Origin of the sequence: Bacillus cereus group sp. MYBK216-1 (genome assembly GCF_051916495.1) — a bacterium.
In the GTDB taxonomy this organism is placed as follows: Bacteria; Bacillota; Bacilli; order Bacillales; family Bacillaceae_G; genus Bacillus_A; species Bacillus_A thuringiensis_K.
In genome coordinates, this window is the sequence record NZ_JBQAGT010000024.1 from 1 (window position 1) to 20,925 (window position 20,925).

Consider the following 20,925-nt stretch of genomic DNA (forward strand, 5'->3'; position numbering starts at 1 on the left):
AGTTAATGTTCTTAAGAATTGTAATAACTCTGGATTATTATTCACCTGTCTATTGTTTTCGTCTTTTCGGTGATGATCTCTATGATGATCTCTCCGATCATCACATCTATTAAAATCACAACCTCCACCAAAACCAAAACCCATAAAATTACCCCCTTTCGTTCGTTAGTACATCTTATGCTCGTCTAGAAAAGATGGTGTGAGTATAGGAGTCTAGTTAAGTGTGGATTTTTTATGTAAATATGAAAGTTGTTTAATAATAACATCATTTTTTTCTTAATCTACTTAATATGTTCCAGTTTGATTTGTGGTGTTCGATGAATAAGTATTTCTTTTATCATGGTCACATCTTTTGTTTGTTTATAGAATTAACATCCGAAGGTTTTACGGAACATATGGGTAGCGATGGATTTGTTTCTTTTTCGAGAAGGGCACAACTAGATAATTTTTAGTGCTGGCGATCCCAAATATCGTAAAGAAATTTATATGAAAAGACAATGTCTTTTTTATTATTATAAAACATATATAATGATGAATGGTCGCGTGTCAAAACATATTTTTATGAGTTTCATAAGTGAGGGGGGATAGTGATGGATAGTCCATTGGTTGGTAAGGGAATATGGAACAAAGTTGACAAAGGGGAAATATTAAATGATCAAGATGATTCACGCGAAATAAGAAAAAATAAGAAAAGTGAAGAAGCAAAACCAAAGAAAGAAACGAAAGCAATACGAGCAGAGAAAGAAAGTAAAAAACCAGAGTCAAAAAAAGAAACGAAAGCAATACGAGCAGAGAAAGAAAGTAAAAAACCAGAGTCAAAAAAAGAAACGAAAGTAATACAAGCAGAGAAAGAAAGTAAAAAACCAGAGTCAAAAAAAGAAACGAAAGTAATACAAGCAGAGAAAGAAAGTAAAAAACCAGAGTCAAAAAAAGAAACGAAAGCAATACAAGCAGAGAAAGAAAGTAAAGAACCAGAGTTAGAAAAAGAAGCGAAAGTGAATGGATTAGAGGGAGTAGAGGTGAAAATTGAATCAGAAAAAGAAAATAAAACAAATGAATTAGAGAAAAAAAATGAAGAAACAGATTCAAAGAAAAAAAGTATAGATTCAGGATCGAAAATAGAGACTTCAGTACGTTCAATAGAAGTGAAAACTCCATTTTCTATTATTTCGGATGTTACTAGTTTTATAAAATCTCCTAATATTAGTGTGAAAAATCAAGAAGCATTTGTATTTCGTAATGAAAAAGATGCAACAGGTCGTGAACTGGATTCTAAGTTATTAACTACAATGCAACATTATCATGGAGAAATTAATTGTAATTTAGTTTCTTCAACCCTTCATGAGAAGAGAGTACTTTTAGAACTTTCTAATCAAAAAGTAAAAGGAGATATGGAAGAGAGTTGGCTAGGTACATCTTCGTGGATTCCTATCCACGGCATAATATTAGAGAAGGAAGTTGAAGCGGATGTAAATAATTATATAAAGGTGAAACTACCAATAGAAATAGGGAGGTATAAAGGTGAAATTAGTTTAATAGAAAAGGTGGTTTTTAAAGAAAAAGTTATAGGAATAAAAGAGGTATCACAGGAAATTATTTTGACAAAAAAAGAATTCTTATTGCCAAAAATAATAAAAAAAGGACATAATCCATCTATAATTGAAAAAGGAGGCTTACGTGTAGAAGGCTATATATTTCAATGTATAGAACTTATATCAGAACAAAGTAAATCTCATGATAAACACTACCAGTTAATGCAAAATATCGTATTGGAGTTGACTATCCAATTATTGCAAGAACAGGAAGTTCGTGTGCAGATTATATAAATGATCATATTTCCATCAATCAGCTGAATTTTTTTCAAGAGTATGTAATAGAAAAAAACAAAAAAAGTGCAAGCAAGTTTGCAAATAAGCTAACTAACATGTATTAGAAGTAGAGGTGAAATAATTATATATTAGAGTGTTAGTACACAACATACAAAAGAATTGAGATCAGTATCAGAGTGAAGTCATATCTTTTAAAACGAACGATATGCTATACTTTTCAAAAGAATTTGCTTTATAGAAGGTATTCACATTCGTTGTTTTATTATATTGATTATTAACTATATATATATTTTGAGGTTATACATAATTGCATTATTTAAGTAGTATGTACTCTCATAATAGTGCCTTTTCCTAATTCTCGAATCCGCCGCCACAACATCTACATCTGATAATAATTAATAAGCTGAAGATAAATGATCAGTAAAGAAAAGTTGCTAATAAAACCACCGCAAGAACCACCGTAACTCATAATTTTTCCCCCTTTAATTAGAAGACCTAACAGTGGGATAGGTTGTTGTTTTAATGGTTTTATAGTACTGTATGTTTTTATGGAATGAATGGGCAAGTCTGTTTAGAAATAAAGAAAAAACACTCATATAAGAGTGTCTTTTCAGATAGTTTTTTAGCAGAAACAAGCAGCTCCAACTATGATTAATAAAATAAATAATACAACTAATAAAGCAAAGCCACCAGCAAATCCGCCACCATAACTCATAATTTTTCCTCCTTTTGGTAAGAGAATAATACAGGGGTTCACTCATGTGTCTTAACGGGTTCATTTTACCTTATGTTTTTATAGAGTAATTGAGCAGGTCCCTTTAAAAAAGAATAGACATCTTAAGGTGTCATCCGCAATTTGAATTACTGTATTTGCTAATTAGAAGGAGGAGGAATTCGAGATGCTGCAAAACATGTGCTGTTACTTCAACTATATCCCCCAGCATGTTAAGATATCAACTGTTTCTACAATACACTTATAGTATTGAACTACCTCCATTTTCACTTCGTTTAGAAGTGGAGGATTCCTAAGTAAAGAGTTCTATCGAACTCTAATTGATTAGGCTATCTCCGCAGTCCTTGCGGTTAGAAGCCTTATTGCTTCATTCTTTAGATTGATACTTGCGTTAATATCCCTATCATGATGTGTTTGCCATACCATTTTGCTTTGTATACTAACATGGATCGAAATTGCGACCAAGATACCTCACTAATTGCTTTTGCTAACTTATGATTCTTTAGCATATTCGATACTTGCAAATCTTCTATACCGATAACATCGTGGTTTTTGATGATTTCAGTTGAAATTTTGTCCAAGTAATCTTTTCTAGCATTTGATATGTATTCATGAATTCTAGCTACCTTTACTTGTTGTTTATTCCAGCGAGAAGATCCTTTCATTCTTCTAGAAAGCACACGCTGTGCTTTCGCCAACTTATCTTCTAATGATCGAAAAAACTTCGGATTTTTATAGATGGTTCCATCTGACAAAATGGCGAAATCTTTTAGTCCCACATCCATTCCAATGTAAGAACTTGTTTTCGGAAGCTCTTGTACTTCTGTTTCGACTAACAATGAAACAAAGTATCTGCCAGAAGGGTTCCGTCTAACTGTAGCATTTACAATACGCCCCTCTACTTCGCGACTTTTGGCAAATCGAATGAGGCCTAGTTTCGGCAATTTTATTTTGTTCCCTACAACGGCAATGTTTTCATTTGTTTGTTTTGTGGTATAAGATTGTACGTTGTTCTTCTTAGATTTAAAGCACGGTGCGCTGTTTTGTTTTTTGAAAAAGCGTGTATACGCATCCGCAAGGTTGCGAACAGACGACTGAATCGAAATACTATCCACTTCTTTTAGCCAAACAAACTCTTTCTTCATGGCAGGAAGTTTGGCAGAGCATGTACCATATGTCAAACCTTTTCCTGTCTCTTTATATGCGTGTTCCCATAGGGATAGGAAATGATTGAATACAAAGCGAGAACAACCTATCGTTTTGTTAATTAGAATTGCTTGTGCTTGATTTGGATAGATACGAAACTTATAGGCTTTATTAATTATCATTTGATTCACCTCCATTTCGATATATGACTATTATATACCGAATGTATATTCGATGGATGGTGAAGTAACACTTTATGTATGTCGAACAATTAAGATGGTTCCTTGCCATCCCTTGTTCAAAGCCAATTCATCTCCCACCTACTCACTTCGCGTTCCTTGAGGAAGGAGTCTTCTTGGCTAAAATGATAAATATTAGTGAAGACATGGAGTAGAACTAGGGTCGTGATTAAATGCTTATGCAAACAATAAGGGAAGTCCAGGAAGTTAAGAGGATGATTGCAACTAATAATGAAAAGAAATGGTATGAATTTTGGAAGTAAAGATCAGTGTCCTGGGCGTTTATGTTGCTAAAGTTACTTAATTTTGAGAGTGTACAGGCTCGAAGCTTAAGTGAAGCTTGGAATAAAAAGCGTAGGACGGATTATGGATATCTATTTATAAAAAAGAGAGGGATCTTTATAAATTTTTCCATGGATTTATTAAATTCTTTATTTGTATTGTTTTGGAGGTATACATTTATTTTAAAAATATTAATATAAATGGAGTAGAGTCAATTATTAAGAGATAAATGTAAAAAAGCCCCATAATTTAGTGCAGGGACTTTTTTACACTTTATAAATATTTTAGAAGTCTAGACCATCGATACTTTCAATTCTAAAGATTCGAGTTTCAGCATTATTACGAAAGAAAGCTAAATCTCCTTGTACATTAATAAAGTTGGTAGTTGCAACGGAGCGGCCATTTACAATAACATTATCTACTGGGTAATTAGTAGGAAAACTATTTAATAATGTTCTAATACCGTTTTCCAAAAGGATTCACCTCCTAAATGAGTATAATATATTATATTCATTTATACTTATACCGCAATAGACAATATTACCTATTTTTATTTACCAATAAATAGCTTCTATAGATTTAGAATTAATTGAAATTATCTGTTCTTTATTTTTACAAATTAAAATGTAGTTATCTGTATTTATTGAGATGAAATTAGTAACTGCTATTTCTTTTCCATTAAGAATAATTTTATTTATTGGATAATTAATTGGTAATTTTAATAATATTTCAAGGAAGTTACTTTGATTTTTTTCATTTACAGGAAAAAAATCTGTTTTATTGGTAATACAGTGACAATCGTTTTTAAAATTACATTGAGTGTTACATTGGGTATCATTTGGAGTTCTTTCAGTTCTCCAAAATAGAATAGATGGTTCGAAAAATTTTGGTCTCATAATACACCTCTTTGAATTTAAATATTAAAAATAGGCATTAGAATTTAATATACATATATTCTTTATTTCAAGAAATCGCCAATAAATATATAAAAATGGTTAGCATTGATTTTAAATATATTTATTTATATATTCGGAATTATAATATTTCATTGTGTTTTTGGAAGGAAAACTTTTTAATTTTGTTTGTTGGGGAGGAAATCTATTCAAAAATTAGAGGGAAGATTTATTCAGTGGGGGTTTTGGTAAAGTTGATTTTTTATTTTCAGCTATGTTTCTAATGGTTTCGAACATGTAATTCTAAATTGTTTTTTGTTTGTAGTGATTGTTGATTCTTTTTTATAATGTTTTGAATGTATATTTTTATTTTGAAGATATTAGGGAGTTTTGTTTAAATTCAATGTTTTAGGTGATTTTAAAATAAACTAATATTTTAAAATTTACATTGGAACTTAAAATTGAAATCAAACATACAATGCCATGAGTATTTACAACATAGTTTTAGCCAGGGCAATAAGAAAAACCACAGCAATTGCTGTGGTTTTTCTTATTGATGAAATGGAAAGTGAATTTCTATTCAAAAGTTTACTTTCGAATTAGAAGAAGGAAGTTTTTGTCTTATCAAATTTTTTTCTCATACTTAAAAATAAAGTGGAAAACATTTTATATAATAATTGATCAATACTTGGTTGTTTTTTGGTAAATCGATCTGATTAGTATTTAATTTTTGGGGTGATATTGTATGTGCAAGTGTAACTTGCTCGTTATTTTTATCATGCAAGAAGGGCTCTTTCGTATTTTGTATCCAATACTTGAACTACTCACCACTTAACGTCCTAACGGACTGTTTGAAGTGGGAGATTCCTGCGAACACCGATGTATCCACCAGTTATCTTAGCAGGCTCTACCCGCAGTCCCTACGGTGAGAATATAAGTATCTTGTACGCTGACTCACCACACTACCTACTTTAGCTTGGTTTTCGCAATTTTGAGAAGCGTGGGGCGATAGAACGTTGAAGATTTTACGGTTGCAACGTTTTTCTGCAACCAACCTCATATCTTCAGTTTTTGAAGAGCAATCTGTACAAGTAAATGATAGCAAATATGTTGGCTTATGCCAACCGACATTCATCTCCCACCTAAAATTGGTGTTTCACACCTTCACATTTTTGAGGAAGGAGTCTTCTGTCGGAAAACGATAAAAAACTAAAAGTTTAATATATAACTTTTGTGTTTTATTTCTGATCAAAGGCAAATATTTCAGTTTCAGCTTCTATTGATGCTACTCCTATAAACAACGCAGAGAAGTGATGTTTATTTAACTTAAGGAAGAGGGGACTCAAATTGAGTAATCCCTTCTTTTTTATTTAAATTCCACATGAAATTTAGTGTCAATGATTCCAAAAGCAACTTTACATGGGAAAGGATTTTTTTCTGCTGAAGCAGAACGCATACAAGAAAGTACCCAATATTCCAGTTCTAAAGGCAAGCGCAATACTTGAATACTACCATCGGTGTTTTTTACTGTTACGATCGGTGTATTTGCCCTGGTTGTAGCGAAACCATCCGTTTTTATCATTGCTACTGCATCATTAGTATGAAAACCGGCGCTTAAAACTTCGTATATCTTTTCATCTTCCTCATTGATAATCATAGGTATACTTAAATAGGGATAGTTATTTACATTATTATGAATAACAGTTCTTGCTGTATTCTTTCTTATCTGATTCCCTTGCATTTTATACACTCCTTTATAACGATTCAAACGTGATTACTTAAATCTATTCTATCTTACCTCTGTTATGTTAGAAAATTGTAGTGTCATCTTATTATAAAAAGCATCAGTACATATGACAGCACTAATTAGCAGATCAATATCAACCACAGTCATATAACTAGAGAGAAAATAACCATCTTTATAATATGTAATTAATATTTATTTTTCTTTCCATTCATTTCTTATAAGCATGGTTAGTTCAGTCATATTTCGTCCTATATACATAATTTCATCTCTATAATATGTAGTTTGAATGAAGATTAAAATAACTGACGGAAATTTAAAAAATATAATTAAGAATAGCTTTTAAATGGGGTGGTTATATTATTAATTGTGGAGGTGAGAAAGATGAACAAAAAACAACAAGGTTACAATAAGGCAACTTCTGGCGCTAGCATCCAAAGTACAAATGCTAGCTATGGTACAGAATTCGCAACTGAAACAAATGTACAAGCAGTAAAACAAGCGAATGCAAAAGCAGAAGCACAGAAAGCCCAAGCTTCAGGTGCACAAAGTGCAAATGCTAGCTATGGTACAGAATTCGCAACTGAAACAAATGTACAAGCAGTGAAACAAGCGAATGCACAAGCAGAGGCACAGAAAGCCCAAGCTTCAGGTGCACAAAGTGCAAATGCTAGCTATGGTACAGAATTTGCAACTGAAACAGATGTACATGCAGTGAAAAAACAAAATGCACAATCAGCTGCAAAAAAATCACAATCTTCTAGCTCTAATCAATAATGAAGGGAAAACACTTCTCTATCTTAAGAGAAGTGTTTTCTCAGGTTGTGAAGAAAGTCTTCTCTACAACCTATTTTTGTGTCTGAACAAATACATAATGTATCACTAGCAACTTTAGATGATGAGTTTGCCACAGTTTTAAAAACTGAAGATTTCTTTTAGAGATACTGAAATTGTGCCTTTAACTGGTTCACATCCTTCAGCAAATATTTTATATGAAATTGAGTGTAAGTTGTTATCATTTTCTAGAGGTTCTGAGCCATTTAGATGTTGTTCTTTTATTTTATTTTTTAGAGGTACAACAGCTATATGGGTATATGGATGTATGACATTATTATAGCCACCAATAAATCCAACCAATAAAAATTTCACGTATCATAATAGTTATGAAGAAATTCTTTCAACAAATGGTTATACAATTCAAAACAAAAAAATGTACATCTTCAGAGGAAATATAGGATTAGAGGTTCCTTTCATATTCTTCATATATTCTGGTAGTAACATTCTTAATGCAATGTCCATTCTGATTTTCCCTGCACGTATCAAGGTATGAATTTCACTGCCATGGAATCCGTCTAAATCTGTACGAAGCCCAGCTAAAAGCATCTCAATATCCTCTTTATCTGTAGAGCGAGGTGGCAATTGATAGCCTGGTAAAGTGATTTGGTCGGTATAGAAAGGATTATTATTCTTATCTATTGAACTACCCCCACTTTCACTTCGTTTAGAAGAGAGGGATTCCTAAGTAAAGAGTTCTATCGAACTCTAATTGATTAGGCTAGCTCCACAGTCCTTGCGGTTAGAAGCCTTACCGCTTCATTCTTTAGATTAATACTTGCGTTAATATCCCTCTCATGGTGTGTGCGACAAGAAGGACAGTCCCATTTACGTAGGTTTAGATTTTTAACGTCTTTGTTTTGATATCCACAACAAGAACATAATTGACTTGAAGCAAATGTTTTCGATACGACAATGACTTGTTTGCCGTACCATTTTGCTTTGTATTCTAACATGGCTCGAAACTGTGATCATGATACCTCACTAATTGCTTTTGCTAACGTATGATTCTTTAACACATATTCGATACTTGCAAATCCTATATACCAATAACATCGTGGCTTTTGATGATTTCAGTCGAGATTTTATTCAAGTAATCTTTTCTAGCATTCGTCATATATTCATGAATTCTAGCTACCTTTACTCGTTGTTTATTCCAGCGAAAAGATCCTTTCATTCTTCTAGAAAGAAAACGCTGTGCTTTCGCCAATTTCTCTTCTAATGATAGAAGAAATTAATAAGGTGCATCAAGCAAACCTATTAGAAATGGAAAAGAGACTAGGTGATCGTATAGATCAAAAGAACAAATTGATAGAAGAGGATATAAAAGAAAGAAATAGATTGATAGAGGAAGATCTGAAAGATCGTAAGGAACGTGAAGAAAGGATAGAAAAAAGGTTAGAGCTAAGAGATGATAATCATATGAAGATGGTCAGAGAGGTTCAAGATGCTAAACGTACTATTGTATCAGCACAGGAAAAAATAGCGACAAATCCTGGTGGAAGTTTTGGAAATGAGTACATTCATTGCTAAGTGTACTCATTTCTGCGATAAAAGGAAAAATATGCTTGCCCTTTTTATTTATACTAAACTATAATTTCACATACCTTACTATATATAAGATCAGTAAGGCGTTTGATAAGAAAGCTTTTGTAGAAATGGTCTTAAAAAATGGTTCACTTCCAGCGAAAGGGATTGCACCGTTCAATTTTGCGAGGGGAACGGATGAAAAAAACTTCGGGAAAGTGAATGGGAATTTAGCAAAATATGATGTGAATGCAGCGAAGGAAAGCTGGAAAAAAGCCAAACAAGAACTAGGTAAAGGGGAAGTAGTATTGGAATTGTTAACAAGCGATAATGCGTTAGCAAAGAGAAATGCAGAGTATTTAAAGGGTGAACTTGAAAAGAATTTGAACGGACTAACCGTGAATATTAAACCTCAGTCACGTAAACAACAAATCGAATTGTTATTCAATAGCGATTATGACATAGGTGTTGATGTATGGGGTCCTGATATTCGTGATCTTATTACTTTCTTAGATTTATTTACGACAGATAGTACATATAACTTTGATAAGTATTCCAATAAGCAATATGATGAACTAATTCATAAGGTGAAAATCGATTTAGCTGATGAAGAAAAGGCACGTTGGGAAGCAATGAAACAAGCAGAGAAAATATTATTAGAAGATGAAGTAGTAGCGCTGATCTACCAACAAGGAAGGTCATATTTACAACGTTCTTTTGTCAAAGGTATTGTGACCAACGATTTTGGTGGGAAATTTAACTATAAATGGGTTAAAGTTAAAAGGTAGGTGGGTAAATTTGAAGTATGATGAAGAAAAGGAATAGGAAAAAAAGGAGTCGATATCCGAATCCTTTTAGTTATAAATAATGTGGAGTTAGAGTATAATTTTATATGGGTATACGGTATTAGATGAACGCTTTATCCTTTAATGGTGATTAATGAGGGATTGTGGGAGGGGCTTACAGCCCTTTTTTTTATGGTATTCCATAAGCTTTCTTTTATAATTAGATGCAGTTTGTATCAAGCAAATTGTTAAATATCGATCTAAGTAATTATAAATTTGAAGCAAAACCCAAAGTACTTTATCATTCTAATCAATGAACATAATGTAGATTAGTAACAGGTTGTTGCTGTTTTTAAGCATAGAATATGATGGATTCTATTATTGCTTTAAATTAACTGAAATGTACATTAATAAAAGATATAGCTCTAGTTCCTATTGGTTTGCTATAAATAACTGATGTTAAGTAAGAAAGTTGGTACAAGTTAATAGACGACAATAAATAAGATGACTTTAACGGGTAATTCAAGGGTTAATATCATCTGTTTTATTATATATTTTAATATAGGGAATTAAGAGTGGATTTTCGGATAACTGGTATACCCATTTCAGAGAAACCTATAATACGGTGAGAATCTAATGTTATGTTTTCACTTACTTTTTATGTGAATTAGTTGGCGAGCCACATACCCATCAAGCTAAGAAATTCATTGTTCCTCAAAAAGAAAAAATGAGCTGATTTTTCAAAATAACTAACTGTAGATTGTCTTTTTTCAACAAAGAAAAAGCTTATTAAAAATCGCTATATGATTTCATATATGGGCTTCTTTTTAAACTATTTTTCATGGGAATTTGACGCATTACTGGTAATAATACTTACAAAAACTTATCCTATATAATTTTAGTTACCATAACCCTACTTATCAGCAGTCCATCTATCTAAAAACTTAGAAAAGTCCTTTCAGAAGATCTGAAGGGACTTTTCTTTCACATAATTTATATTTATCAGTGGTGTTTATTTTCTATTTTTAAACACTTCTAATGTTCTAATTTAATAGATAAGACGGCACAACACTCCGTACAAATATCAATAATTAATCTAGAAAATTGATTAAAGAGATTATTTGTACTAATAGATTTTAAATATACTTGAGAATCTAATGAACCTTGTCTAATTTCTCTAGAACCGCAATTACAACATATCTTATTCATTTTCAATGCCTTCTTTCTAAAATTTAGTCCACATAAACTCCGTTAGCCGTAATATAAAAAGAGGGATCATCCCTTCTCATAAAGAATGATCATTCTCCTTATTTATCCAATCATGTCGTAGGAAAATTTTTCTCCTCTAATATTTCAAATTTAATCTCTCCATTTTCATAATATATCCGCTTTATAATCGGTATAGTTTCCATTTCATTTTCTTTGTCACTTGTATAATAATTTTTTGTTTCTATGTGAACGATATTCATCAGACATACCCTCCTTTTTTATCCCTAACAAAAAAACAAAGAACACATTTTTCTCACAGTTGTATATGTATTCTCATATTTTTCTTTTATTCTTCTTATTTTATGGGGTTTAGTTCAGTTGGATTTCCGATTCCGTAAAAAATAAATTACCAAAAAGAGAGCTAAATGGCTCTTTTTTTGTGCTTTATTTTGGAAAAGATTTCTTTTATGATGAAATCAAATTGCAGAATGTGTTTATTGTTGTCATGTTTTCAGAGTATAAAATACTTTTTTAGGGCGTCGATTAAGCGAATATATATAAGATGAAGTCATTATTAATATCGTTTTGTCAGAGAAAAATGAGTTTGAATCACATGAGATTGTGCACGAATCGGTATTCGATCTGAATTTAATTGGTCCGACAATTCTACCAATTCCTCCTTTTACATTTCCGACGGAATCGACTGGGGCAACGGGACCAACCGGGTCAATATCTACCAATCGAATTTACGTAAGAAATCCAAATAGTAACAACGTTTCCGTGATTGATAGGATAACAAATAGCGTGATTAAGACTATTCCGGTGGGGAACGCTCCAGTTGGAGTAGGAGTCAATCCCTAAAGCGAATATAAAACACTAACAGTGATAATTAAAGGTACTTTTGCATCCGGAAACTATGTAAATATTATGAGAAAAGACTCTACCCCTTAGGAGATTCTTTTTCGTTGTTAGAGAAATCTTTTAATCAGGTATGACTCACAACATTAGCTATGCAGCTAGATAGCATGCTTGCAATATTTCAAAATATTAGCTTGGTGGTCCATGGATTGTACCAAAAATTAAGCTAATATCTCATGTAAAAAATTACATTTAGCATTTTTTAAGAACAACATAAATAAAAATAAACTAAAATGAGGTGATTTTATGAGAGAGAAAAATCTACATTTAGGTTGTGGCCGGACCATTCTCGAAAACTGGATAAACCTTGATGTAGTAAAACAAGATGGAGTAGATGTTGTCGCTAATTTAGATAATTGTAAAAATAAGCGTTTACCCTTTGAAAATGATAGTATTGATCAATTTTTAGCTGAACATTTATTAGAACACATACAATATCCTTTATTTTTAATGGAAGAGTTATATCGCATTGCTAAACCAAAGGCAAAAGCAGTTTTAGTTTTTAAAGTGCCTTATGGATCAAGTGATAGTGCTTTTGAAGATCTAACGCATGTAAGACAATATTTTTTACATTCTTTTGATTATTTTTACTAACCTTGTTATTGGCGTGCAGATTATGGGTATTGAGGTGATTGGTTAATTGAAAAAATTATAATCATTGTAGATGCAAACCAATATCAAGGGAAAACTAGGGTAGAGATATTAGATGATGTGAATAAGTACCGGAATATTGTTCTTGAAATGATAGTTGAACTACGAGCTATAAAACCAATTCGAGAACCACAACGCGAACTACTTAGAGCCCCACCTATTGAGATTCGTTTAAGTACTACGTTTTAGGTGGAAAATCTAAATTCAAATAAAATAAAGATATCTATAACAGAGGTGCTCAGATGATTACAATTAGTTTATGTATGATTGTAAAAAATGAAGTTGAAACACTTAATAGATGTTTAGAATCAGTAAAAGACATTCCTGATGAGATAATCATTGTAGATACAGGCTCAACAGATCAAACGAAACAAATAGCTAGTAAATGGACGAAACAAATTTTAGATTTTAAATGGATAGATGATTTCTCAGCAGCTCGAAATTATTCTTTCCATCAAGCTTCAATGGATTACATTTTATGGTTAGACGCTGATGATATACTTTTACCAGAAGAACGTAAAAAGCTACTTAATTTAAAACAATCACTCACTCAAAAAATTGATGCGGTTTCCATGATTTATCACGCAGAAATTGATAAATTCAATAATGTTTTAACCAGCATTCGCCGCAATAGATTAGTTAAAAGAAGTAAAAATTTTCAATGGCACGGCGTTGTTCATGAAGATCTAAGTATTCATGAACAGTATAATTCTCTTGAAAGTGACATTATAGTCACCCATAAAAAAATTTATGCCGATAATGAATCAGATCGAAATCTCAAACTATATGAACAATTTTTGAAAAAAAATAAAGGTAAGATGACAGTTCACGATATATTTCATTATGCTAGAGAATTACATAAACATAAAAAATATAAACAAGCCATTGAATTTTATAACAAGTTCTTAGGTTGCGAAGATATCCAATTAAAACACAGGCTTTTTGTTATGCATAAATTAGCTAGTTGTTATCATCTAATCGGAAATTTTAAAAAAGAAATAGAAATCACATTTCAGTCTTTAGAATACGATGTTCCTCAACCGGAATTTAGCTGTCGCTTAGGTGAGTTCTTTCTTAAGAATAATCAGTTTTCTCAAGCTGCCTATTGGTATAATCAAGCTATAGAAGCACCTTCAGCAAATTCTGCTCATTTCATTGAACAACAACCCTTTAAAACTTGGTTACCGCATAAACAATTAGCGTTTTGCTACTTACAGCTAAAAGACTATAAACAGACTTATCATCATAATCAAATGGTTCTTCGTTTCTTACCAACTGATGAGGAAACCCTTAATAATATTAAAGTAATTGAGGAGATAATGATAACTGATTAACAATTATAGGATGTTTATTTATCTGTAAAGTGAAATTTTTTCGGAGGATTTAAACATCCTATAGACTTAATAGTTTTCATGTTCATAAAGATTTGAAATCCCTTTAAAGATATTTTTGATAATTTATACCCCATTAGAAATGTTTTGAATAAAATCAAATAGTTACAGTTCTATGCTTCTAGCTTCGTTTTTATATTATCCAGCATGTTCTTCTTCAGATACAAAAACACTGTTTCCTCTTCTCTCTTCATTTCTGGCTGTTTATGCAGCTCATTCAAGAATTATTACTCCGCATCTTCTACGATATTTTAATAATATTTTTTGTTTTCTCTATAAACTAATCGTTTGAATTGATTCGACAGTATACAGTACATGTGAATAATGCTAGGTGCTCCTCTAATATTATTTTGTTGTATGGAGCCAGACCCTCAGAATGAGTCTATGTGTATGTAAAGTAACAATATATTTTCATACAATAAAATAAGCGTAGGGGGCAATGAATTGGATGATACACATATTAATGATTTACATAAATACAGAAATAGGGAATATCTATGACATATCCAATTAGAGTAAGAACAAGAGCATTAATCATTAAAAATAGCAATTTACTATTAGTTGAATTTAATGATGAGAATGGATTACATTATAACTTGCCAGATGGAGACGTTGAGAAAGGAGAGAGTTTGATCGAAGCAGTTAGAAGAGAAGAATTAGAAGAAGCTTCTGTTTTAATTAATGTGGGACAAGTGGCATTTTTATATGAATATGGACCCTTTAAAAATAAAGAGAAATATGGGACAGTTCATTCGCTAACAACGATTTTTGAATATGAGTTAAAAGAAGGAGAAACACATTGTCTTTCGGATAATCCAGATGAAAATCAAACAGGTGTTAAATGGATGCCGTTAGATGAATTGTAAAACATCCTTCTATATCCTAATCTTTGTAGCGAAATTCAAACATACATAAATAATAAACGAAACATTGAACTTATGGAGGAACAACAATTAGATGGATATTAATAAAGTTTTTGGAGAAAAAATAAAAGCTTAAAATAGTATCTTTAAATTAAAAGCTCTATTCTATTAGAGTTGATGATATGTTTTTATTTACAATATTATATAACTCTTATTTGTCTGGAAAATTGATTTTTTCTGTGGATACTATAATATTTTAGCTTAATAGCGATGTGGCTCTACCTCGTTGTACACAATACAAGTATTTCTTGCACAAGAATCTAAGACACTAAAACAAAAGTTTTTTCATTTATTTACAAAAAATTCAGTTAATGGTTTTTTATTCCTATAAATGTATATATCTTTTAGATTTTATCCCTTATATGCATTTATAATAGTTTTGTTTGCATATTTATTATTTTTTAGACTATTGAAACTTTAAAAACTTTTCGATAAAATCGTTTGCCTCTTCTGTATAAGAAATATATACTTTGAGGTGTAAGGGTGAATACCTTATAAAAATTTAAAGGAGGTTTTTTTATGAAAAAAATGAAAAAGTTAGTGAACCTTGCTTTAGCTGGAACTATCGGTTTAGGAGGATTGGGAGCTTTCGCACCAACAGATGCAAGTGCAGCTGAGGTCTCTCCTGCTAAAACTAATATTCCTACTAACTTATCTACTGAATTACCTACTAATTTTGTAGAGTCTAAGTTACCAAATGCAGCGAAAGCTAGTGCGAATTTAGATGTAAGTATAGATGTATTAGGTATCGCTAATTTGATTAGGAATGCTATTAATAGTCAAACTAATCGTTCAGGATTTGTAAAAGGCGTAATGGAATCAACATTTTATTCTGCAGGTCAACGTTATAATGTTATGGTTTTTAACTTAAACCAAAACTATGAGGATCGTTTTAACGGTGTTAAATTCTTCGGAACAACAGTATATGATGGAATCACTTTTGGAATCTGGGTATTTGAGGATGGGGAATTCACGAATAAAGGTGATGGCGGATGGATTAACTGGGCATTTAGAGGTTGGTTTGATCGTGATGGTGGCCATGTTAAATTTTATCGCCCATAAAAATAAACCACAAAATCAGCCAATTTTGCGGTTTATTAAATAAAAAGTATTATCTAAGGCTAGGAGATCATATTCTAAAATCAACTCCTAGTAAAAACAGTATAGATGATATTTATTAAAAAGAAAAGCACTCTCGGGAGTGTTTTTCTTTTTTTATTTAAAAATTAGGATTTTTAGGAATGGAAACAACAAACCCTTTACCTTCTTTGTTAACATAATATTTCGGAAATAAACAATAAGATTGTTAGTATTTTTATCATTTTAGTTAAGAAGACTCATTCCTCAAGGAGCGTGAAGGGTCACAGGCCAGTGAGTAGGCGGGAGGCGTTCAATTGTATATAAACCCTTTTATGTTCAATTAATATTAGAGCATATAAAAAGACACTATGTATACATAGTGTCTTTTTATATGTTGACTTATTCTGAAAGAAAATGTAGTGATTAATCATAATTTGTTGGATACTTCTTGGTTAATAATATTATAACATTATCATAGAAGAATTTAAATGCATTTATTCATATATATAATTTCGATATATTTCAGACGCATTTTAATTTCGTTATATTTCCAAAAATTCCAGTTTATTTATTTTTATATCTATAATATAATTTAACTGCTAAATTGTAAAAAGGAGTTCTAATAGATATGGAGATGAGAAACTTACAAAAACTAATTGAAGACAAGAAAGTAGAATTAATTAAACTTGTAGATAAATATGGATTTAGACATCAGCAGGTGCTAGATTTAAGTCAAGATATAGATGTGTTAATAAATCAAATTATTTATATAAAACATAAAAATAAGTAGAACTCTGCATTTTAATGAGGATTACTTTGGGATATTTTAAATTGCTTAAAAGTAGTACAAATGCTGAATAGAAATTTTTGAAGCTTTTTAGATAAAGGGAGGTTTTATAAATAAATAGACGGTCGTTATTTGATAAATAAAGAAGTTTGTGGAAATGAATGGCTTATATGAAAATATTTTTACGTGATTACATATAAAAGAGCAGCTAGCAAAAACTAACTACTCAATACAAGGAGATACAGAGAAACCCACATTTAAATGAGTTTCGATATATAGCCTACATACAGTGTTAACGTAATATTTATTTTAAATTCAATTTATTTAAAGTAAACATACCAACAGATAAAATGGCTGCGCCTACTGCAGAACCTAACCAGTCTCTCCAGCTTAATGTACTTAAAGGTGTATCTTTTAAATCCATAATTAAGAAGATAACAAACATTAGTACACCGAATGCTAAGCATCCCCAAAAAGTTTCTAGAGATTTAATATTCTTCTTTCGAAATCTGCTCATCTAAATCACCTCTATTAATCCTTAATAATTTTATAAACAAATTATTGAATGTATAAAAATTGAAGTTATAAAATATGCAATACATCATATTAAAACTCATTGAACTCCCCCCACTTTTACTTCGTTTAGAAGTGAAAGTGGGGGAAGTTCAAAGTGAATTCTCGGTTAATTTTTCTCTCTCAAAAGTAAATAAAAGGATAGAATATACAGTAGAGGACGTTCAAAGTTATTAGAAAAGCTATTTACATAATCAATATGATGATGAACTAGCATACAAAAAATATATAAATAATTATTATCAATTTCATTTATATATTAAAAAAATGAATGTCTATTCGAAAAGACTGTGCATAAAAACTTGCATTATAACAAGTTTTTAGCACAGCTTTTTTATTTTATGCCTTTCATTAAAACTTGAATCTTTGGGGCCATAAAATATAAAATTACACTTAAAATGATTGAAAGGCCACCAATTACACCGAAATAAATAATTTCTGTTTCAGGATTATATAATCGAACTATTTGAGCATTTATAGCTTGTGCAGCTGCACTAGTTAAGAACCACAGACTCATTGTTTGAGCAGAGAAGGCAGCTGGTGCTAATTTGGTTGTAATTGATAAACCTACAGGCGATAAACAAAGTTCCCCGATTACTACTAACAGGAAGCTAATCGCTAACCACATAGGGCTTACAAGGGATTCTGTACCATGTATATATGCAGGGATAATCATAACTAAGAAGGATAAACCAGCAAATAATAAACCAATAGCAAATTTATTAGCCGTACTTGGTTGACGTGAATTAAGCTTCACCCATAACCAAGCAAATACTGGTGCTAACAAAACAATATAATTAGGGTTTAATGATTGAAACCATGAAGACTGAAGTTCAAACCCGGCCAACTTTAATTGAGTACGCTGATCAGCATATGAAGCTAAAATGATAGCTCCTTGTTCTTGAATGGCCCAAAACATTGTAGCAGCGATAAATAATGGTATGTAAGCAATTAAACGAGACTTTTCAATTTTTGTAGTTTTTGGACTACGATACATAAAAATAAAGTAACCAGTTGGAATGAGAATACCTAAAATACTTACTAATAAAGTGAATCGATTAATAGTTAAAATACCTGTTGGTATCGTTAAAATACAAAATAGTACTATAGCTATTGTACCAATACTAAACTGTATAATAACTTTTTTTCTTTCGATGTCTGTTAAAGGATTTGGTACTTGTGTCCCTGCTAAACCAAGGTTTTTCTTTTTTGTAAGAACGAAAATAATTAAGCCTAATAGCATACCAATTGCAGCGACACCAAAACCTAGGTGGAAGTTATACTTTTGACCAAGTGTTCCTATAACAAAAGGAGATAAAAGCGCACCTAAATTAATACCCATATAGAAAATACTGAAACCTGAGTCACGTCGAGTATCTGTTTCACTATATAAATCACCAACAATGCTAGATACATTAGGTTTTAATAAACCTGTACCAAGTACTAAAAACACCATAGATATGAATAAAGTACTTATAGTTCCTGGTAGTGCTAAAATCAGGTGACCTACCATGATTAAAACTCCACCCCAAAAAATTGTTCTACTTGAACCTAGTAGACGATCTGCAATCCAGCCACCAATAATGCCAGACATGTAAACGAGAGATCCATAGATGGCCATAATTGACGCTGCGGTCGCATGATCCATTCCTAAACCACCGTGTGAGATTGAATAATACATATAGTAAAGTAATATTGCTCTCATCCCATAGTAAGAGAATCGCTCCCAAAACTCAGTAAAGAATAGGGTAAACAGCCCCTTAGGGTGTCCGAAAAAACCGCTTTGCGGAACAGTACGAATAATATCGCTTTTACTAATCTTCTCCATACGAATACACTCCTTATATACGAATATAATAATACTAACTTAGTATAAACCAATAATTAGAAAATTAAAATAAATATTCACTTGGTTAATTATTAGAAAATTTTTAAAAAAATAATCTTCTTGTTGATTTTGATGGGTATTTTAATTATATTTTTTAATATAGATATAATGATTGAAGATGATGATAGTGTATAAATATTAATAAAAACTATAGGAGGATTTATATATTGTTAAAAAAAGAAGTTTCTATAGAAGATATTTATCAGGAAATATTAGATGGAAAAAGAATTAGATTTCCTCCAAATACATGGAAAGAAGATGTAGATAATAAAATGGCGCGTAGGGTATTAACATATTTGCTTAACAGTATTTTAAAATGGAATAAGGAAGACATAAGAAAAAAGTGGAACACAAAATTACTTGTAAAGTATAGACTACGAGGATTACTCAAACATAGGTATGAAAATAGCCCTTTTAAAGCAATTAATGATTTGTATCCAAATCAGTTCAAAGAATGGGAATTTGGTATGACTCCTTTGAATTTTTGGACTAAAGAAAAAGCATTAACAATTTTGAAATGGATTATTGAGGAAAAAGAGGGTCTTTCACAAGAAAAGCTCTTAGGATTGTACGGGAAAAAATGGTTGAAAAAAAATAAGCTTAGTGCACCTCTGGCTATGTATTGGAATAGTAGCCCATATGCAATGATTAATGATCTTTATCCAGGCCGTTTTAAAGAATGGGAATTTGGCATGACCCCTAATAACTTCTGGACTAAAGAAAAAGCATTAGAAGCATTGAAATGGACCATTGAAGAAAAAGAGAGATTAACCCCTAAACAATTGCTTGATATATACAATATAAAATGGTTAAAGACCCATGGATTAGCATCAGCATGTCAAATAATTTGGGGGAATAGTCCGTTTAGAATGATTAATGATTTATATAGAGACCGTTTTAAAGAATGGGAATTTAGAGTTACTCCTGTTGGATATTGGTCTAAACATAAAGCATTAGAGGCATTAAGGTGGACTATTGAAGAGAAAGAAAAATTGGATGAAAAACAGCTATTAAAAGTATTTAATCAAAAATGGCTAATAAAACAAAAATTATGGACTCCGTTAAAATGCTATTGGAAAGGAAGTCCATATGAAATGCTTATTGGTCTATATCCAAATCGTTTCTCAAAAAATATGTTAAAAGGATATATTTAAAAGTAAAGATTAAATTAATAATTATTGAGAAAGTTTATGATATAACATGCAGTTATTAATTTGGAGGAAGACACCTTAAAGGTGTTTTTTTTATGCATAAAAAATTCAAAATACTAAAGAGATTTCTATTTTGATAAAAGATTTAACATTGAACTGGATACAAAATAGTAGAGATAAGGTTCAGAAAGCGTACAAGAAGTATGTTAGTTTATCGAAAAAATCCCTACAGAGGGCGTAGGGAAAGTCTAAGGGTATTGAAGAATTGTGGATTCTAAAAGTAAAGGACTTCTTGAAATGTAATAAGTTTAACATAAAATTCGTTAAAACTTTATATAGTAA

At 31.2% G+C, this 20,925-nt stretch carries 17 protein-coding genes and 7 pseudogenes; 12 read left to right on the plus strand and 12 right to left on the minus strand.

Annotated elements, in window-relative coordinates; translation table 11 throughout:
* Window positions 1–281: 281 nt before the first annotated feature.
* Window positions 282–413: pseudogene (locus ACTFRH_RS29910) on the minus strand (tyrosine-type recombinase/integrase); the annotation flags it as partial.
* Between the two features lie 177 nt (window positions 414–590).
* Here ACTFRH_RS29910 and ACTFRH_RS29915 point away from each other — a divergent pair.
* Window positions 591–1,826 carry a BC_2427 family protein gene (locus tag ACTFRH_RS29915; RefSeq protein WP_116777450.1) on the plus strand — a complete coding sequence of 412 codons (1,236 nt, stop codon included), beginning with the start codon at window positions 591–593 and terminating at the stop codon, window positions 1,824–1,826.
* Between the two features lie 625 nt (window positions 1,827–2,451).
* Here ACTFRH_RS29915 and ACTFRH_RS29920 read toward each other — a convergent pair.
* Both ACTFRH_RS29920 and tnpB read right to left on the minus strand, forming a co-directional pair.
* Window positions 2,452–2,544: a YjcZ family sporulation protein gene (locus tag ACTFRH_RS29920; protein WP_000120178.1), complete on the minus strand. Its 93-nt coding sequence runs from the start codon at window positions 2,542–2,544 to the stop codon at window positions 2,452–2,454.
* Window positions 2,545–2,886: 342 nt separating this feature from the next.
* Window positions 2,887–3,890 (minus strand): annotated as a pseudogene (gene tnpB / locus ACTFRH_RS29925) (IS200/IS605 family element RNA-guided endonuclease TnpB).
* 230 nt (window positions 3,891–4,120) lie between these two features.
* On the opposite strand from tnpB, the pseudogene ACTFRH_RS29930 reads away from it, so the two are divergent.
* Window positions 4,121–4,210 (plus strand): annotated as a pseudogene (locus tag ACTFRH_RS29930) (DUF3967 domain-containing protein); the annotation flags it as partial.
* A gap of 303 nt (window positions 4,211–4,513) precedes the next feature.
* Here the strand turns inward: ACTFRH_RS29930 and ACTFRH_RS29935 are convergent.
* From ACTFRH_RS29935 to ACTFRH_RS29950, 4 genes and pseudogenes are all read right to left on the minus strand, one after another.
* Window positions 4,514–4,702 carry a hypothetical protein gene (locus ACTFRH_RS29935; protein ID WP_000427351.1) on the minus strand — a complete coding sequence of 63 codons (189 nt, stop codon included), beginning with the start codon at window positions 4,700–4,702 and terminating at the stop codon, window positions 4,514–4,516.
* Between the two features lie 81 nt (window positions 4,703–4,783).
* A complete protein-coding gene (locus ACTFRH_RS29940) occupies window positions 4,784–5,125 on the minus strand; it encodes a hypothetical protein (protein ID WP_001247531.1) in 342 nt (113 codons plus the stop codon).
* 1,363 nt (window positions 5,126–6,488) lie between these two features.
* Window positions 6,489–6,863 (minus strand): hypothetical protein, encoded by a 375-nt coding sequence (locus ACTFRH_RS29945; RefSeq protein WP_001161898.1) that lies wholly within the window; start codon window positions 6,861–6,863, stop codon window positions 6,489–6,491.
* A 48-nt stretch (window positions 6,864–6,911) separates the two neighbouring features.
* A pseudogene (locus ACTFRH_RS29950) lies at window positions 6,912–7,061 on the minus strand (YolD-like family protein); the annotation flags it as partial.
* A 189-nt stretch (window positions 7,062–7,250) separates the two neighbouring features.
* Between ACTFRH_RS29950 and ACTFRH_RS29955 the strand changes: the two are divergent.
* Entirely contained in the window at window positions 7,251–7,643 is a 393-nt protein-coding gene (locus ACTFRH_RS29955; RefSeq protein WP_001036080.1) for a gamma-type small acid-soluble spore protein, read from the plus strand.
* 138 nt (window positions 7,644–7,781) lie between these two features.
* Here the strand turns inward: ACTFRH_RS29955 and ACTFRH_RS29960 are convergent, their stop codons facing one another.
* Together ACTFRH_RS29960 and ACTFRH_RS29965 are read right to left on the minus strand one after the other, a co-directional pair.
* Window positions 7,782–8,015 carry a hypothetical protein gene (locus tag ACTFRH_RS29960; protein WP_142386022.1) on the minus strand — a complete coding sequence of 78 codons (234 nt, stop codon included), beginning with the start codon at window positions 8,013–8,015 and terminating at the stop codon, window positions 7,782–7,784.
* Window positions 8,016–8,416: 401 nt separating this feature from the next.
* Window positions 8,417–8,934, minus strand: a pseudogene (locus tag ACTFRH_RS29965) (RNA-guided endonuclease TnpB family protein); the annotation flags it as partial.
* Between ACTFRH_RS29965 and ACTFRH_RS29970 the strand changes: the two are divergent.
* Window positions 8,922–9,217, plus strand: a pseudogene (locus tag ACTFRH_RS29970) (DUF3967 domain-containing protein); the annotation flags it as partial. The pseudogenes ACTFRH_RS29965 and ACTFRH_RS29970 sit on opposite strands and share 13 nt — an antisense overlap.
* Before the next feature lie 105 nt (window positions 9,218–9,322).
* A pseudogene (locus ACTFRH_RS29975) lies at window positions 9,323–10,015 on the plus strand (ABC transporter substrate-binding protein); the annotation flags it as partial.
* Between the two features lie 1,316 nt (window positions 10,016–11,331).
* Here ACTFRH_RS29975 and ACTFRH_RS29980 read toward each other — a convergent pair.
* Window positions 11,332–11,481, minus strand: coding sequence for a hypothetical protein (locus ACTFRH_RS29980; protein WP_001028234.1), 150 nt, complete (start codon window positions 11,479–11,481; stop codon window positions 11,332–11,334).
* 361 nt (window positions 11,482–11,842) lie between these two features.
* Here ACTFRH_RS29980 and ACTFRH_RS29985 point away from each other — a divergent pair, with 361 nt between their 5' ends.
* From ACTFRH_RS29985 to ACTFRH_RS30010, 6 genes are all read left to right on the plus strand, one after another.
* The gene (locus ACTFRH_RS29985) at window positions 11,843–12,082 is read left to right on the plus strand and encodes an exosporium leader peptide-containing protein (protein WP_265183435.1); all 240 of its coding nucleotides are present in this window, start codon (window positions 11,843–11,845) and stop codon (window positions 12,080–12,082) included.
* A gap of 303 nt (window positions 12,083–12,385) precedes the next feature.
* Window positions 12,386–12,733 carry a class I SAM-dependent methyltransferase gene (locus ACTFRH_RS29990; RefSeq protein WP_001208384.1) on the plus strand — a complete coding sequence of 116 codons (348 nt, stop codon included), beginning with the start codon at window positions 12,386–12,388 and terminating at the stop codon, window positions 12,731–12,733.
* 299 nt (window positions 12,734–13,032) lie between these two features.
* Window positions 13,033–14,124 carry a tetratricopeptide repeat-containing glycosyltransferase family 2 protein gene (locus ACTFRH_RS29995; protein WP_000628713.1) on the plus strand — a complete coding sequence of 364 codons (1,092 nt, stop codon included), beginning with the start codon at window positions 13,033–13,035 and terminating at the stop codon, window positions 14,122–14,124.
* Between the two features lie 554 nt (window positions 14,125–14,678).
* Window positions 14,679–15,047 (plus strand): NUDIX domain-containing protein, encoded by a 369-nt coding sequence (locus ACTFRH_RS30000; RefSeq protein ID WP_000221985.1) that lies wholly within the window; start codon window positions 14,679–14,681, stop codon window positions 15,045–15,047.
* A gap of 621 nt (window positions 15,048–15,668) precedes the next feature.
* Window positions 15,669–16,166 carry a stress protein gene (locus ACTFRH_RS30005; protein WP_372584636.1) on the plus strand — a complete coding sequence of 166 codons (498 nt, stop codon included), beginning with the start codon at window positions 15,669–15,671 and terminating at the stop codon, window positions 16,164–16,166.
* 646 nt (window positions 16,167–16,812) lie between these two features.
* Window positions 16,813–16,974 (plus strand): aspartyl-phosphate phosphatase Spo0E family protein, encoded by a 162-nt coding sequence (locus tag ACTFRH_RS30010; RefSeq protein WP_000425960.1) that lies wholly within the window; start codon window positions 16,813–16,815, stop codon window positions 16,972–16,974.
* Between the two features lie 301 nt (window positions 16,975–17,275).
* Here ACTFRH_RS30010 and ACTFRH_RS30015 read toward each other — a convergent pair whose 3' ends face one another.
* Both ACTFRH_RS30015 and ACTFRH_RS30020 read right to left on the minus strand, forming a co-directional pair.
* Window positions 17,276–17,488, minus strand: a complete 213-nt coding sequence (locus ACTFRH_RS30015; protein WP_000086093.1) for a hypothetical protein — start codon at window positions 17,486–17,488, stop codon at window positions 17,276–17,278.
* Between the two features lie 390 nt (window positions 17,489–17,878).
* On the minus strand, window positions 17,879–19,372 hold the full coding sequence (locus ACTFRH_RS30020) for a peptide MFS transporter (RefSeq protein ID WP_000411726.1): 1,494 nt from the start codon (window positions 19,370–19,372) through the stop codon (window positions 17,879–17,881).
* A gap of 227 nt (window positions 19,373–19,599) precedes the next feature.
* Between ACTFRH_RS30020 and ACTFRH_RS30025 the strand changes: the two genes are divergently transcribed.
* Complete coding sequence (locus tag ACTFRH_RS30025; protein WP_000913371.1) at window positions 19,600–20,586, plus strand: DUF4046 domain-containing protein; 987 nt, start codon at window positions 19,600–19,602, stop codon at window positions 20,584–20,586.
* Window positions 20,587–20,925 lie beyond the last annotated feature (339 nt).